The sequence below is a fragment of the Sorangium sp. So ce327 genome, assembly GCF_051530205.1.
Lineage (GTDB): Bacteria > Myxococcota_A > Polyangia > Polyangiales > Polyangiaceae > Sorangium > Sorangium cellulosum_B.
Genome location: NZ_CP150330.1, coordinates 8,876,930 through 8,892,249, shown reverse-complemented (window position 1 = coordinate 8,892,249; position 15,320 = coordinate 8,876,930). Strand labels below are relative to the sequence as shown.

12 protein-coding genes are annotated in these 15,320 nt (G+C 71.9%); 9 read left to right on the top strand and 3 right to left on the bottom strand.

The features are described from left to right. The first annotated feature begins 61 nt into the window (after window positions 1–61). Entirely contained in the window at window positions 62–1,477 is a 1,416-nt protein-coding gene (locus WME95_RS33190; protein WP_437903354.1) for an AAA family ATPase, read from the top strand. Next, window positions 1,437–2,225, top strand: a complete 789-nt coding sequence (locus tag WME95_RS33185; RefSeq protein ID WP_437911130.1) for a hypothetical protein — start codon at window positions 1,437–1,439, stop codon at window positions 2,223–2,225. Before WME95_RS33190 ends, WME95_RS33185 begins: the two co-directional genes overlap by 41 nt. On the opposite strand, the gene WME95_RS33180 is transcribed toward WME95_RS33185, so the two are convergent. Next, a complete protein-coding gene (locus WME95_RS33180) occupies window positions 2,146–4,566 on the bottom strand; it encodes an NACHT domain-containing protein (RefSeq protein ID WP_437903353.1) in 2,421 nt (806 codons plus the stop codon). The two genes, WME95_RS33185 and WME95_RS33180, sit on opposite strands and share 80 nt — an antisense overlap. 148 nt (window positions 4,567–4,714) lie before the next feature. Here WME95_RS33180 and WME95_RS33175 point away from each other — a divergent pair, with 148 nt between their 5' ends. Both WME95_RS33175 and WME95_RS33170 read left to right on the top strand, forming a co-directional pair. After that, entirely contained in the window at window positions 4,715–5,551 is an 837-nt protein-coding gene (locus tag WME95_RS33175) for a helix-turn-helix domain-containing protein (RefSeq protein ID WP_437903351.1), read from the top strand. A gap of 99 nt (window positions 5,552–5,650) precedes the next feature. Then, the gene (locus WME95_RS33170; protein ID WP_437903350.1) at window positions 5,651–6,145 is read left to right on the top strand and encodes a VOC family protein; all 495 of its coding nucleotides are present in this window, start codon (window positions 5,651–5,653) and stop codon (window positions 6,143–6,145) included. Window positions 6,146–6,215: 70 nt separating this feature from the next. On the opposite strand, the gene WME95_RS33165 is transcribed toward WME95_RS33170, so the two are convergent. Then, window positions 6,216–6,758: a response regulator gene (locus tag WME95_RS33165; protein WP_437911047.1), complete on the bottom strand. Its 543-nt coding sequence runs from the start codon at window positions 6,756–6,758 to the stop codon at window positions 6,216–6,218. A gap of 1,234 nt (window positions 6,759–7,992) precedes the next feature. On the opposite strand from WME95_RS33165, the gene WME95_RS33160 reads away from it, so the two are divergent. The 3 genes from WME95_RS33160 to WME95_RS33150 all read left to right on the top strand — a co-directional run bounded on the left by WME95_RS33160 (window position 7,993) and on the right by WME95_RS33150 (window position 9,981). Further along, complete coding sequence (locus tag WME95_RS33160; RefSeq protein WP_437543128.1) at window positions 7,993–8,916, top strand: undecaprenyl-diphosphate phosphatase; 924 nt, start codon at window positions 7,993–7,995, stop codon at window positions 8,914–8,916. 357 nt (window positions 8,917–9,273) lie between these two features. After that, entirely contained in the window at window positions 9,274–9,687 is a 414-nt protein-coding gene (locus tag WME95_RS33155; RefSeq protein WP_437903348.1) for an RNA recognition motif domain-containing protein, read from the top strand. A 108-nt stretch (window positions 9,688–9,795) separates the two neighbouring features. Next, window positions 9,796–9,981, top strand: coding sequence for a hypothetical protein (locus WME95_RS33150; RefSeq protein ID WP_437293905.1), 186 nt, complete (start codon window positions 9,796–9,798; stop codon window positions 9,979–9,981). Between the two features lie 74 nt (window positions 9,982–10,055). Here the strand turns inward: WME95_RS33150 and WME95_RS33145 are convergent, their stop codons facing one another. Then, entirely contained in the window at window positions 10,056–10,457 is a 402-nt protein-coding gene (locus tag WME95_RS33145; protein ID WP_437543124.1) for a hypothetical protein, read from the bottom strand. Window positions 10,458–10,794: 337 nt separating this feature from the next. Here WME95_RS33145 and WME95_RS33140 point away from each other — a divergent pair, with 337 nt between their 5' ends. Beyond that, the gene (locus WME95_RS33140) at window positions 10,795–11,868 is read left to right on the top strand and encodes a DUF72 domain-containing protein (RefSeq protein WP_437903347.1); all 1,074 of its coding nucleotides are present in this window, start codon (window positions 10,795–10,797) and stop codon (window positions 11,866–11,868) included. A gap of 177 nt (window positions 11,869–12,045) precedes the next feature. Then, entirely contained in the window at window positions 12,046–15,255 is a 3,210-nt protein-coding gene (locus WME95_RS33135; protein WP_437903346.1) for a hypothetical protein, read from the top strand. Window positions 15,256–15,320: the final 65 nt, after the last annotated feature.

Sequence of the window (15,320 nt, the reverse complement as noted above, 5' to 3'; positions counted from 1 at the left end):
GGCGTACCGAAGCTGCGCCGGGAAGCGCGCTCTCTGCGATGCGTCTGGCTATAGTCGGCGGGTGACGACGCGTCGCAAGCAGGCCAAGTCGCCGCCCGTGCCCCCGGATGGGGCGGGCACCGCCGGTGGAGCACGGCTCGTCCTCGAGAACGTCCGCTGCTTCGTGCGCAGCGAGGTGCCGCTCGGGGCGCGGGTCACGGTCATCATCGGGCAGAACGGCTCTGGCAAGACGAGCATCGTCGAGGCGCTCGCCTCGCTCGCGCCCGGCGACGGCGAGGGGCTCGACAAGTTTCCGCTGCGCCACGGCGGGTCGGCCGGGTCGATCGCGCTCTACGGTGCTGGCCCCGAGCCGATCGCGCGCTGGACCGATGGTGCAGGGCGCTCCGTGCGTGCGCGGCTCCCGCGTGGGCACCACATCTTCGCCTATGGTCAGTACCGCGCTCTGCGTCCTCCGGCCAGGCCGCGTTCGGCGATCGGTCCCACGCTTCTCGGTTCGGGGTGGAAGCAGGCGCTGGACCGGGCACCTCCCATTCACTTGGAGGACGCGCTGCGCCGGCCGGCCACGCGCACGCTGCTCGACTTCGACGAGTACCTCTTCCGTGATCTCGCGGCTTACGTTGTACTCCTGGAAGAGCGGGGTGACTACGATCCTGCTGCGCGGGTGGTCTGGAAGCGGCTCCACGAGTGGCTCGTGGGGCTCGACAGACGCATCGAAGATGTAGAGATCGTCGAACAGGAAGGGCGCCGGGTGGCGGCATTCCGTCGCTCGGGCGTCTCGCTCTCGATCATCGAGCTCTCCGACGGATACCGCGCCATGCTCTCCGTCGTGCTGGATCTCGCGATCCGCTATGCGCAGACGTTCTCTGCGCTCGACGATCCGCTCGCTGGCGAGGCCTTGGTGGCCATCGACGAGGTCGATCTCAACCTCCACCCTCGCTGGCAGCGGCGGATCATCGACCGGCTCACGAGCTTGTTTCCGGGCACGCGCTTTGTGCTGACCACGCACTCGCCCGCGGTGGTGCAGGCCGCCATCGACGACAAGGAGCGCGCGACCGCGGTCCTCGTGCTGGATGAGAAGCCGGGCCAGGGCACGACGGTGCGGCAGTTGACCGAGGGGGACCTGGAGAGGCTCGAGGGCGCCGAGGTCGACTCGGTGATGGTCGACGGCGCCGTCTTCGATGTGCCCTCGCGCCTCTCACCGACGTACGAGTCGCTGGAAGTGGAGGCTGCCGAGCTCCGGCAGAAGATCGAAGACGGCACGGCGACGGCTCGCGACCGGCAAAGATTGCTGAAGGTGCTGGACGAGCTACAAGGCGTGCTCGCGCGCGAGGAGGAGCGGGAAGGCAAGGGCCCGCTGCTGTCCGAGATCGCGCGGACGCAGATCGCGCTGCTCAGGGTGCTGGATTCACAGCTCACCGGGAAGGGAGGGGGACGGCGTGATCCGGCTCCGGCGAAAGGGCGTCGCAGCGCCCGCTGACTGGCAAGAGACCGTGGACGCGGCGTTCCCGGATGCGGCGGCGTTCTGGAGCAAGGCGAGGGCCTTCGAGAAGCTCGCCGAGCACGGTGCGAAGCGGAGGGAGGGGTTCGCCCGCTACGCGCCGGAGGTGTTGCCGGCCGACGAGGACGGGAAGCCGGATTTCCCGCCGGTCTGGCGCATCGATGCGCGGGTCCGACAGGCGATCGCCGGGATGTCGCACGGCTTCTGCGCGTACTGCCAGTCTCCCGTCAGCTCGACGCATCCTGGGAAGGGAGGAGAGGACAGGCCGCCAGGGCAGATCGAGCACTTCCGGCCTAAAGCGCGCTTTCCTGCGCAGGCTTACGCGTGGGACAACTACTTCCTGGGGTGCATGGGCTGCAACGGCGCAAAGCACGATAAGTGGCCGGCTGGAGGGTATATTCGGCCGGACGAGGGCAAGCCAAGCCGCCGCTTCGTCTTCGCGGAGAACGGCGAGATCAAGGCTCGTGAAGGCGATGAACAGGCGAGGTTCACGGTCGAGGACTTCGGTCTGGATCGCCACTGGCTCACGCAGCACCGGGGCCACGCGATCCTGAGCCATCTCGACTTTGTGCGGAAGCTGGTGGGACGTCCTGGCATTCGGCTCCAGGACATGTTGATCACGCGGCCGGTTGCGTTTTCCGAGGCGATCAACCAGAACGTGCGGCGCGCTTGGGCGAACGTGCGGCAGAAGAAGAAGCCCTCGCGTGCGCGGCCTCGGCGCGCGTGATGAGTGTCTCGATTCTGTTTTCTTCCCGGGGATCTTTCTCGATTTCATTCCATATCTTTAGCATCCGAATGGCGCTTGGATCAGCCGAGGCGATAGCGTCGAGAAAGATGGAGTACGCCGTCTCTGAGGCATTGATTAGATGTACCACGAAAACAGCGGCACACTCGGCGAGGGTGTAGGGCCGATTTTCCATTTTAGCGAAGCTGGCAAACGGATGCTTCGTCTGACTTGGGTCTTTTAGGAATTTGAGGATTGCCCTTGTCGCGGGCTCATAGCGGATGAATGCAAGCACCCTGATGATCGAGGCCTTTTCTTCCGTGCTCGCCTTGTCGAGCGAGCGGAGGAGCACAGGTCCAGCCACTTCGCCGAGAAGGTAAAGCGTCCGGAACTCCTTTGGGCTTGCCGGCGGAACCAGCCGTGCGACGCGTTTCTCGATCTCCTTCCGGAGCGCCTGCCTGACTTCGATGGCGGTCTCTGCACATTGGGCCGCGAGCATCGTCCCTTCAGCCACGCCCTCGCCGTCTTTGTCGAGCAGCCCGCGGATGATCCGGTCCGCGTGCGCCCCCGGGAACCCGGCGGAAAGGACGATGACCTCGTGCCACCACTTGTTCTTGTAATTGCGCAGCAGCTGGTCGTAGGCGTGCGCATTCACCAGCTCCATCGCGGCGAGGTACTCCTGGAACGTCAGGTGCGAGAATGCGAACGACCCCGGCGCCCGCTCCACGAGCACGCCGTTTCGGTCGCGGATCTCGGCCACGATCGCCTCCGCCTCCTCCTCTGGGCGGCCGAGATCCGGCAGGTGCGCCGCGAGCCTCTTGACGACCTCCTCCGCGGGCAGCTCCGCCACGCGCGCTCTGTGCATCGAGAGCGCGAGCCGGGCGAGCAGGGCACGCTTCGCGTGGGCGTCGAGCTTGCCGATGGCGGCGCCGTCCGCGAACTTGGCCCGGTCCCACTCGTAGAGCAGCACGTTGGTGATCGCCTCGTACAGGGCGACCCGTCGCTCCGGGATCCGCTGACCCAGGAAGCGGTGGACGACGCAGATGACGGAGCAGAGGAGGGGAGTCTGCGCGAGCTTCTCGATCGCCCGGCTCGCTCGCACCCGCTCTTTCAGATCGTCTGCGGCGGTGCGCGCGTCGATCTCGGCCTGTCCGCGCGGCTTGTTGAGGCTCAGCTCGGCGGCCAGACACCAGCGATCGATGAAGACGGCGACCTCGACGCGCGTCATCGGCACGAGCCGCGCGCGCGCAAAGCCCCTGGGCGCGGCCTCGTCCTTCCCGGGCGTGGCGGCGGGCCTCGTCGTGACGACGACCGGGATCCCCGGATACGCATCCAGCATCGCCGTGAGGGCCGGGAGCACCTTCCCCGCCACGTGCGTCCGGGCTTCATCCAGGCCGTCGACGAGGAGCAGCGCACGGCCGCGCTGGAGCGCTCCTTCCACGAACCAGGCCTCGGCGCCGGCGGCGCGAGCGATCTCCTCCGAGGTCGCCGCGGCTTCTTGAAGTGCCCGCACTGGCACGACGAACGGAATCGATGCCCGATCGCGTCCTTGGGTCGAGGTGGTCAGCTCGTCCCGAGCGGCGCGCGTGGCCAGGTAGGCGAGGAGCGTCGACTTGCCGCTCCCCGGCTCACCGATGATCAGGAGCCGTGGGTGGCTCACGAGCGCATCCGTGGCGAGCACCCGCGGCCGATCGAGGGCGTGTAGCATGGCGCTCGCTGCCTTCCCTTCGACCGCCGTCGCTCCGCCCTTGGGTTTCTTGCCCGGCCCTTTCCTGGGTTTCGTCGCGCGCGGCTCCTCGGACGGCTCCTCGACGTGCAGCGGCACATAGGCGATCTCGAGATCCTGCCGGACGCGCGCGCTGAGCTGGAGTCCGCGGATCTCGATCTGCCCGTACCTCGCCTCGATCTCCCGCCGGTAGGCCCGCTCCGCGGCAGCGAAGCGCGCCTCTTCGTCGCCCCTGGCTGCCGCCTCGAGCACCGCGCGCTCTTCAGCGCACCGGATCTCGAACACGTCTGCATCCGGAAAGGCATCCTCGAAGCCCTTTTGCCCCCACCGCTCCACCAGCGCGCGCAGCTCGCCGCGCAGCCCCTCCGGAACGGGATAAGGCCCCCGCGCCTCGAGCGCATCGAGCAGCCGCCGCCTTGCCCGCTCACGCCGGTTCTTGCGGACCATCTCGGGCAGGTCGCCGCTCGCCCGAGGGGCCTCCGGCGCATCGGCGAAGACCGTGTCGAGCACCGCTTCCCTGGACTCCGTCGACGTGGGTCCCACCTTGGAGCGGCGCTTCGCCCCGACGGTCTTGCCTCGCCCCGCCCGGGTCTTCGCCTCTCGTACGGCCGCGGTCACGAGCCGGCATCCTAGAGATCGCCCACCTCACCGTCCAGCCGCCGAGCGCCGCGCTCCTTCCGGCCCGCGCCTCCCAGGCTACGCCACGCGTCTGGAACGGCTTCCTCACGCCTCTGCCCATGGCATGCTGCCTCTCCCGGGCCGTCCCATGCGCTTCGTTACCTACACCCCGCCTCCCCCGCTCGGCCGCTTCGTCCGCCTGCTCTGGTACTACGCCGCCCCCGAGCTCCCCGACCTGCTCGAGCGCGTGCTCCCCAGCGGCTCCATGAGCCTCCTCATCAACCTCGCCGAGGACGAGCTGCGCTGGTACGACGGCGCTGCGGAGGGCGGCGCCGCCCGCTGCCACCGCCTCTCCGGCATCGCCGTCTGCGGCGCCCACGCCGAGCACTTCGCGATCGACACCGCGGAGCAGCGCGCGATCGTGGGCGCGGAGCTCTCCCCGGGCGGCGCGGCCCCGTTCTTCGGCCCGGACGCCGGGGAGCTCGGCGGCGCCCACGTCTCGCTCGACGCGCTGTGGGGGCGCGAGGCCGCCCTCGTCCGCGAGCGCGTGCTCGAGGCGAAGACCCCCGAGGAGAGGCTCCGCGCGCTCGAGTCCGCCCTCGCGTCGCGGCTCCTCCGCCCGCGCGCGTCGCTCGAGCGCGATCCCTCGGTCGACTTCGCGCTCGCCGCGTTCGCGGACCCGTCCCGCGCGTGGACCGTGGCTGACGTGACAGGGCAGCTCGGGATGAGCTCGAAGCGGTTCATCCGGAGCTTCACCGAGCGGGTCGGCCTCACCCCGAAGCGTTATTGCCGTGTGCAGCGCTTCCAGCAGGCGGTCTCCGCGATCGAGCGCGGCGAGCGCGTCTCCTGGGCGGGCGTCGCGGCCGCGTGTGGCTATTACGACCAGGCGCACTTCATCCACGACTTCCGCGCGTTCGCCGGCCTCACGCCCACCGAGTACGTGACCAGGCGCCGCGAGCGGAACCATGTCCCGCTCGACGGCTGACCACCGGCGATGGCTGAGCCGGCGCTGTCGGCTCGAACGGATCGGCAGGCCGGCATGTTTTTACAATACCCGCTCCGGCCGCGTGGGCATCCTTCGCTCATGACCCAGCGACCCCACCCGATCGCCCCGCCCCCGTACCACGCCGTCGTGCCGCACCTCGTCGTCGCCGGCGCGCCCGACGCCATCGCGTTCTACAAGAAGGTGTTCGGCGCGACCGAGAAGCTGCGCCTCGCCGACCCGAAGCTCGGCGGCGCCATCGTCTGCGCCGAGCTCGTGATCGGCGACTCCATCGTCAGCATCGCCGACGAGGCCCCCCAGTGGCACGCGCGCGGCCCGAAGGCGCTCGGCGGCTCACCGATCGTCCTCACGCTGAACGTGGAGGACCCCGACGCGGTCGCCGCGCGCGCCGTGGAGGCGGGGGCCAAGATCATCTACCCGATCGCGGACCAGTTCTACGGCCGGCGAGAGGGCAGGATCGAGGACCCGTTCGGGCACCAGTGGATCCTGTCGGCCGTCATCGAGGACGTCTCGGTCGAGGAGATGCAGGTGCGCATGGCGAGGTGGTGGGAGGAGCAGGGCCCGAGCGGCGCCTGACCCGCGCCGCGACGGCCGCGCCGCCGCGCCGCCGCGCCGCCGCCCGCGACGCGGCGGCGCGGCCGCAGGCTCACCGGGCCCATCGCTTCCGGGCGCGGAGCGCGGACGCGGCGGCCCTCGCCGGCTCCGGCTCGTGCGGCAGATCGTGCGGGGTGGCGCCGCACGTCACGCAGGCCTCCAGCCTCGTGGATCTCGGCGCGTGCGACGACTCCGGCGCCATCCCGGCGTCGGGCCAGCCGCACGACACGAGCTCGCTCCCGGCGTCCGTCGGCGTGAGCGAGTCCGCCATCGAGTGGACCGAGCGCTTCATCTCGGTGAGGCGCGCCAGCTGAAGGACGAGCGCCGTGAGCCGGGCCGGATTGAACGGCTTGAGCAGGACGTGGTGATACACGGCCTCCTTCGAGCGCGTGTACTCCTCGGCGCCGGTGATGAGGAGACAGCTCGTGTACACGGGCATGTTCGCCACCCTCCGGAGCAGCTCGTCCCCTTTCATCCCAGGCATCACCACGTCGGAGCAGACCAGGTGAAACTCCCTGATTTCGAGCAATGCGAGCGCCTGCTCAGCCGACGTACATTCCACGACGTCGACGTCCCCGGAGAGGACTGCAGAAATGGACCTCAGGGCCCTTTCGTCGTCGTCGACGACGAGGACGCAATACTTTCGTCGGGAAGACGAGATCGTGGCGTCCCTGTGCTGACCCTGCGAAGAGGTGCGATGGGCTCTTACGATCGATGACACAGTGCTGCCTCCCTGCGACGATCGCGGGCCCGCATCTCCTGCCGCTGTGCCGCGGAAGTGCGCGAGCGCGCTTGCGTGGTGTCGATGGCCTGCACGGCGGCACCCCCCGGCGCCGACGGCCTCTTCCATCGAGGTGTACACGACGATGTTTCTTCGAGTCAACCGCGCAACATGCTCTCTCGACAGGCCAGCACGAAGATCCCGAGTTCCGTTCGACCTGCTTGGATGGTGTCGTGCAGGCACTTGGGACGTCGAGGTGCAACGCGAACGGCCCAGTTCAGTGCGGCTGCGGGCGCGCGCCTCGGTCCACGGTCGCGATACACGGCGGAAACAACTGCAACTTGTTCGAACCTTCACATGGCTGTTGTGTGAGCTTCGGTACTTGCGATGCCCTTCTTCTCTTCTGCGCACGGCCGGCACTTACGAGCTGATCGGGGCTTCCCTGTTCCTGTCGGGACTTCCCCTGTCCCAGCTGCCATGTTCGTGTGGATCTGGCGATTTCGTGCTTTGCAGCTTGCGTCGGTCCGTGCGAGCGCCCGCGTCGGGCCGCCTGGCGAACTGCGGCAGCGACGGGCAGGTGCCTCCAACGCTACTGTTGAGCCCGCCGAGCGCTGGCTCGTGAGACGGCTCCTGCGCGAGGAGGGTGAGGGCCGCGGCGATTAACGCTGTGCTGGCGCCTTCCCGCTCCTTGGCCCAGGGGAGCGCCGACTACGACCCTTTCTCCCGCGCCCTCCACGCGCGGCCGCGAACACCGCGGCGGCGCGTGGCTCCGGGACGCGCGGGTCTTCGCGCTTTGCGCGGCCATCGCCGGCGAGATCGTCTCCGCGCGGGCGACGCGCGCCTCGCGGTCGAGCGTGCCCCCGCAGTCGGTCGAGCGTGCCCCCGCAGTCGGTCGAGCGTGCCCCCGCGGACAGCGCCCTGGCGCCGGCGCCGAGCGCCCGCGTGGCTGGCGGCGCGGCGCTCGGAGGGCCCAGCCTCCACGGGATCTCGCGCCGCCGGCCGTCGCGCTCCGTCGCGCCGCCGCGGCCGCGCCGCGATCCCGCCACGCAGCCCGATCCCGTGCGCGCTCTCGCGCACCTCTGGCCCGCGTGAGGGTAGACTCGGCGCAATGTTCTGGTTCGATGCCGTCCTGCTCGGGGTCCTCGAGGGTCTGACCGAGTTCCTTCCCGTCTCGTCCACCGGTCATCTCATCCTGCTCGGCGCGTGGCTCGGTCACCAGAGCGAGGCGGCGAAGACCCTCGATATCGTGATCCAGCTCGGCGCGGTGCTCGCCGTCGTCGTCTATTTCCGCGAGCGCCTCTCGACCACCGTGCGCGGCATGGTCCGGCGGGATCCCGACAGCCTCCGCCTCGCGCTCGCCCTCGCGTTCGCGTTTCTCCCGGCCGCCGTGGTCGGCCTGCTCTTCCACAAGGCCATCAAGGCGCACCTGTTCGGCCCGGGGCCCGTCGCGGCCGCGCTCATCGTCGGCGGCTTCCTCATGATCGGCGTCGAGTCGGTCCGCCGCCGCCGGCCGGATCAGGGCGCTCCGCGCGTCGAGGACGTCACGCTCCAGCGCGCGCTCGCGATCGGCTTCGCGCAGTGCTTCTCGCTCTGGCCCGGCGCGTCGCGCTCGATGACCACCATCGTCGGCGGCCAGCTCTCCGGCCTCAGCACCGCCGCGGCCGCCGAGTTCTCGTTCCTCCTCGCCATCCCCACGCTCGGCGCCGCGACCGTCTTCGATCTCGTCAAGAACGGCCGCGCCTTGCTCGACGCCCCCGGCGGGATCGTGGCGCTCGTGGTCGGGCTCGCCGTCTCGTTCGCCGTCGCCCTGCTCGTGATCGCGGTCTTCCTGCGTTACCTGAAGCGTTATGGCCTCGCGCCGTTCGGCTGGTACCGCGTCGCGCTCGGCGCCGTCGTCCTCTGGCTCTGGATCGCGAGCCGCTCCGCCCCCGCCGAGGCCGGCGCCGCTTCGGCCTCACCCGCGCCGCGGGGGGACGTCGCGGCCGCAGTAGACGGCCTCGCCCGTACCGGCGATCACCCGAGCCGCCCGTGAGCGCACAGCCAGCTGGCGCGGCGAGGCGAGCAGGAGGCCGCGTGGAGCTGGCGCGCCCGCGCGAGGCGCGCGGTGGCGACGCGCGGTGGCCTCGACCACGGACGGTCCGCTTGCGAACGACGGCGCATCGGGCTAGGATGCTTCTCCTCACGAACGTCCCTGGCCCTCGATACGACGCTTTCCTGTTTCCCTCTCGTGAGGGAGCCTGCAGCTCGCTCGGACGACTGGACGACGCACCGTGTGACCGCGCGGGAGTTCCGCGCGGCACGTCTCCGTTCGATCCGTACGGCTTCGTCGGATGGCAGGCCGAGAGCGCCGCAGTGGCGCACCAGAAAGCCGTAAAAAAAGCAGGATGGCATGGGAAATCGTCTCTACGTAGGAAACCTTTCGTTCAGCACCACCCGCGAGACCCTCGAGTCCGCGTTCGCAGCAGCCGGCGAGGTCCGTGAGATCGCGATGCCGACCGACCGCGAGACGGGGCAGCCGCGCGGCTTCGCGTTCGTGACCATGGGCTCGGCCCAGGCCGCGAACAGCGCGATCTCGCAGCTGAACGGCGCGGTCCTCGATGGCCGCGCGCTCAAGGTCAACGAAGCGCAGGAGCGCCCGGCGCGCGGCTTCGGTGGCGGCGGCGGTGGCGGCTTCGGCGGCGGCGGTGGTGGTGGCGGCGGTGGCGGCTTCGGTGGCGGCGGCTACGGCGGCGGTGGCGGTGGCGGTGGCCGCGGCGGTCGCGGCGGCTCCGGCGGCCGCGGCGGTCGCGGCGACCGGTACTGATCACGGGCGCGGCGCGGCGCCGCTCGTGCGCCGCGCCTGCGCCTTCAGGACGCACCGCGAGGTGCTGAAGAACGCGCCGCCCGGAGGCGCTGAAAGGCCTGGCTCCCTATGCAGCAGAAACAGGCAGCAATGAAGCGGCAAAAAGAACGCGCTCGGCAGGAGAAGCAGCGCGAGAAAGACGCGAACCGTCTCGCGCGCCGCAAGGAAAAGGGCCCCGGTGACGGCGGGGCACCGGGGGAGGATCCGGACATCGCAGGGATCGTCCCGGGGCCACAGCCTCCCATCACCGAGTGAGCGCGAGCCGAGGCGCGGACAGCGCCCCGGCCGCCGCTCGCGGCGTACGCCGTCCCGGGCGATAAGCGCCCGCCCTACGCCTCGGGGCCACGGTACGTGGCCGTGGCGACGTAGCGGAGGACCCGGGAGCAGCACTCGGCACCACAGCTCCCTCGACAGGCGCATTCCCCCTCGAACCGCGCCGTGCGCGAAGCGAGGCCGCTCAGGATCTCCTGCGTCACGTCGTAGCCGCCGTTGTCGCAGGAAGAGTACGAGCACGGCATTTCGAACAGCGCATGCGCATGCTCGACAACGACGCGACGGATGTACTGCGTGTCATTCGTGGACGAATTGGGCCGGCTCTCTCGAATTTCCAGGTTCAGGCTCGTGAGCTGCGGCACCTTTTGAAGGAGCTTGCCGGCCGCATGCTCCCGCTTCTCGCGGAGCAGCATGCGCTCCTCCCGCTCGATATTCCGGCGACGATTCGCTGAGTACATCGATCACCTCTGTCCTGCCGGGCAGGAATATATCAATCCCCCTGGCCCCTATTGAGTATAGCGCAGGCGACCGGTCGGCGCATGCACAATCTGGGCTCTCCACGCTGTCGGCGCTCTGCATTCGCGGCTTCAACCACGGAGAAAGAGCGTGACGGAAGACCGCCTGGATCAGGATCTGGCAATCCGGGAGCTCGTCGAGCGAGCGGGAGCGTACGCGCACGACCAGCGTATGCGCACGACTGGAGAGAGGACCTTCGTGAGATGCAATGAGCACCTGCCGCCGTATCTCCGGGCGCGCGGTTCCATCGCCGGAAAGAGGCCTTAGGTTGCTCCCGATATGCACGAAGAAGCCCTGCGCGACCCGCCGCGGTCGCCTTCAGAGGAGGCTCCACTCCAGCAGGAGCAGCGGCTCGCGCGCGCCGCGGCGCTCGCGGCGTGCGCGCCTGTGCCCGCCCGCATCGGCAACGCCCTCGCCGGGACCGCCGGGTGGACGGACCCGACCCTGGTGAAGAGCCATCGATTCTACCCGAAGGGCGTGTCGAGCCCGGCACAACGGCTGAAGTTCTACGCCTCCCAGTTCCCCGTGGTCGAGGTCAACTCGAGCTATTACGCCCTCCCGGGTCCGGGGATGGTGGCGCAGTGGGTCGAGCGGACTCCGCCTGATTTCGTGTTCAACATGAAGGCGTTCGCGCCGCTCACCCAGCACCCCGTGGAGCCCGCCCGCCTCCCCCCGGACGTCCAGGGCGCGCTGCCAGCCTCGCTCTTCGACCGGCGGCGCCTCTACCCGGCAGACCTGCCGGCCGAGGTCAGAGACGCGCTCTGGGAGCGCTTCCGGCTGGCGCTCGATCCGCTGCGCCAGGCGGGCAAGCTGGGGTATGTGCTCTTCCAGTTCCCTCCGTGGTTCACGGCGACGCGCGGCAACGTGCGTGTGATCGAGGATTGCCGGAGGCGCATGGACGGGCTCCCGTTCGCCGTCGAGCTCCGGCACGGGTCATGGGGCATGCCCGGACGCATCGAGCGCGTCGCGGACCTCCTCCGAGACCTCGGCGCATTCTACGTCATCGTCGATGAGCCGCAGGGCAAGGACAACAGCATGCCTCCCACCGCCCTCGTCGCCGATCCTCGCCTCGCCGTGGTGCGCTTCCACGGCCGGCGCGAGGAGACCTGGGACGCGCCCGTCGGCGTGAACGAGAAGTTCAGGTACGTCTACGACCCTGTGGAGCTCGCTCCCTGGGCGGAGATCGTCGCGCGGCTCGCCCAGGAGGCAGAGCAGGTCCATGCGATCTTCAACAACTGCGTGTCCGACCATGCCGTGGTCGGCGCCAGGGGGCTCATGGCCCTGCTCGCCCGCAGGGCAGCCGCGCTGGCAGACGAGACCGTCCCGGCCCCGGCAGGCCCGGCCGTCCACTGAGCCTCGCTGTCGCGGTCGCTGCGTCCCTGTCGCGGGCGCTGCCTCCGTGTGCCGCTGCGGCCTCCGTGTACCGCCATGGACACCGCACCTCTGGCGGGCGCACGCCGGCCGCACGGCGTTGCCTGCGGCCCGTCACGGCGCCGCTGCGGCCTGCGAATCACGGTAGTCTCGGCCCTGATGATGCAGTCCAGAGCGGCGGGCGCTCCCCGCCTCGCAGCGCCACCGCGCAGGTCGCGGCGCGCGGCCGCGCTCCTCGCTGCGCTCGCGCTCGCCCGCTGCGGCGGCGCGCCGCCCCGACCCGCGCCGCAAGAGCGCGGCGCGCCCGCGGCGGCGCGCCCCCCGCCGCCCGCGCCCGTGCCCGCCCGCTGGGTCGACGCGAGCGGGGCGACCGCGATCGGGCCCCGGGTCGCCGGCGGCACGCTCGCGCTCGTCGGCGGCCAGCGCGTCCTCGTCGGGGCCGACGGCGCGGCACGGCCGGAGAGCGCGGCGTGCCCCGAGCCCCTGATCGAGCTCGTGCTGGTTCCGTCCGCGACCGGCCCGCGGCTCGTCGGGCGCGGAGTCCACGGTGTCTACCGGTTCGATGACCCGCTCGGCGCGCCCGCGGTCCTCGCCCGGTCCGAGGCGGACCTCCAGCGCATCGGCGGCGGGCCCGCCGTCGTCGCCGTCTGGGACGCCATCGCCGACTCCCCGATCTTCCTCGACATCGAGACGGGACAGCCGCGCACGCTGCCGGGCTTGCCCGCCCTTCCGCTGCGCGCCCTCGCGTTCCGCGACGCGCGGCACGGCGCCGGGCTCTTCGAGGCGGCAGGGCTCGCGGTCACGGCCGACGGCGGCGCGTCGTGGCGCCCCGTCGCGCCGGCGCCGGGCGGCGACGGAGAGGGCGCCGACCCGGCCGCGCTGCTCCGCGTCGCCGACGTCCGTCTGCGCGACGGCGAGCTGATCGCCGTGACGCAGGGCGGGGCCTCGTCGTCCGGGCAGCGCGAGGCGCGGATCCTGGTCGCCGAGGCGCGGCTCGGGCCCGCGCCCGCGCGCGCGCCCGCCGACGACGCGCCCGAGCCCGGCCCAGGCGCGCCCCTGCTCCGGTGGATCCGCGCGACGGGGCGCCACCCGCTCGAGGCGGCGATCTCGAGCGGCGCGGTGTGGACGTCCGCCGCGATCACGGCGAGCCACGGCGTCCTCGCCCGCGTGGATCTCACCACCGGCGCGCTCCACGAGGTCGCCCCCTTCGGACGCGGCGACTGGCTGAACGTCTGCGGCGTCGGCCGCGCGGGGCGAGCGGCGTGGGTGGCCTGCGCGCTCGGCGAGGGCGGGACGGACGGCCGCCATGATCCGTTCGGCGTGCTCCAGGTCAAGCCCGACCGCCCTCTCCGCAGCGAGCCCCCCGTCCTCGTGCGGAGCGGCGAGGCCGAGCTCCGCGTGTCCCCGAGCGGCGGCGCCCTGCTGCTCGCGCCGTGCGACGCGGAGGACGAGGGCAGCGTGTGCGTGCGGCAGCCGAGCGGCCGGTGGAGCACGGTCCGCCCGGGCACGGACGTCCGCTGGCGCGGCGCCGGCGCGCTCGCCGACGGCCGGATCGCGATCCTGCGCGGGCTCTGGGACAGCGACGTCGCGCCCCGCGACGAGCCCGCGCCGCGCGGCGACGGCCGCGAGGGGGCCTCGCCCGGCGCCCATGTCGCGGTGATCGACGCCGGCGGCAGGGAGGCTCCGCTGCTCCCGCTCGGCTGGCTGCGGGGCGACGACGTCAACGTGATCAGCCCGATCGAGGAGGGGCAGGACGGCGCGCTGTCGTTCGTTGTGGCCGACGAGGCCGGAGAGCTCACCGCCGTCGTCCTTTCCCCCGGCGGCGAGGCCTCGCGGGCTCGCCTCGCCGGGGCCGCGCACGCCGTGGTCCACGCCGGCCGCGGGATCGCCGTCGGGGAAGGGAAGGTGCTCGCGTCGGATGACGCCGGCCGCACGTGGTCGCCCATCGAGGTCCCACCCCAGGCAGCGGCGGAGATCGCCCAGAGTGGCGACCTGCTCGCCGAGCCCGGGATGCTGGCCGTGAACGAGGCCGGCCTGAGGATCTCGACCCACCTCCGCGTCGGCTGGGGGCCGCCGCTGCCCGCGCAGGGAGCGCCGTCCGGCGGTCCCGCGCTCGGGGCCGCGCCGCTCCTGCCGCTCCGCCCGCCGCCGGCCCCTGCGCTGCCGGAGCGCGCGCTCGCCTGCACGACACAGCCGGGGCCGCCGCTCTCGCCGGCGGGCGTGCCGCCGCCGCGCAGCACCCAGGAGGCGCTCGCGCTGCTCGCCCGCGACGTGAAGCCCGGACCGGACGGCCAGCGGCGCGTCTCGTCGGTGAGCGACAGGCGCTGGGGCCAGCTCTCCACCGTCGCCGCGCTCGAGGTGCGCTCGCCCGACGGCGCCGCTGCCAGAGGCGCCGGCGCCGATCCCCAGGCGCGCGGCGCCTCCGCTGCGCCGCGGGCGACGTGGACGCTGCGCTGGCTCGACCCGACCGAGCTCCAGGCCAGGGTCCGCTCGTGGACGGGCCCGGCGCCCGAGGGCGTCGGCCGCGACGCGATCCTCGCGCGTTTCGCGGCGTCCGGCGGCCGGATCCTGTTCGGCGTGCGCGCCTCGGGCCGCGACGTGCTGATCCAGGTGAGGCCGGGCCGCGGCGCCGAGGTCGCCGAGGTGCCGCTGGAGCTGATGCCCGAGGCGCAGGTCGCCTTCAGCGAGGCGCCGGATGGCCCCGTCGCGTGGCTCCGCGGGGCGTCGCTCGTCGCGTGGTCCTCCGGCGAGGCCCCGCGGCCGATCGCCTCGCTCGCGAACCTCGGCGAGCCCGCGCTGGGGCAGCCGACGAGCGCCGGCGTGCCGCTCGTGCTCAGCTTCCACGGCCTGACGCTCGGCCGGACGGTGCCGATCCCGCCTGCCGCGACGACGGCGCAAGGTGCGACAGCGAAGGCCCCGCCGCTCTTGCCGCTCGACGGCTGGGAGATCGTCCCGAATGTCCGCACCGAGCTCACCCGCATGCCGGCGTGCGCCGCGCGCCCGCCCGGCGCGCGCTTCCTGCTCGATCGCTCGAGCGCGTTCGCGACGATCGATGGCCGCCGCGCGCCCGCGAGCACGGCTGTCTATGACGTCCGTGTGTCAGGTCGTGACGTTTGCGTGGCGAAGATCGCCGCGCTGATGGATCTGGAGCGGCGGACCGACGGCCAGCCCAGCGCTGGCCCGCTCGCGTTCGTTCGCGCCGATCTCGCGGCCCGGCGCGCCGAAGGCGGCGATCGCGGGATCGGCCAAGGCGCCGCGAAGCTCGGCGGAATCGGCGGAACGGAGGGCACGGCAGCGGGCAGAGCAGCGGGCGGACCCGCGGACAGACCCGCGCGCCGCCTCGCGTGCTCGCTGCCCGTCCGGCCCTGAGCTTGCCCCTCTCGCGGGGAGCTTCGCGCTCGACGGCCCACCCCCCGCGCGGGTATATGTTCGCG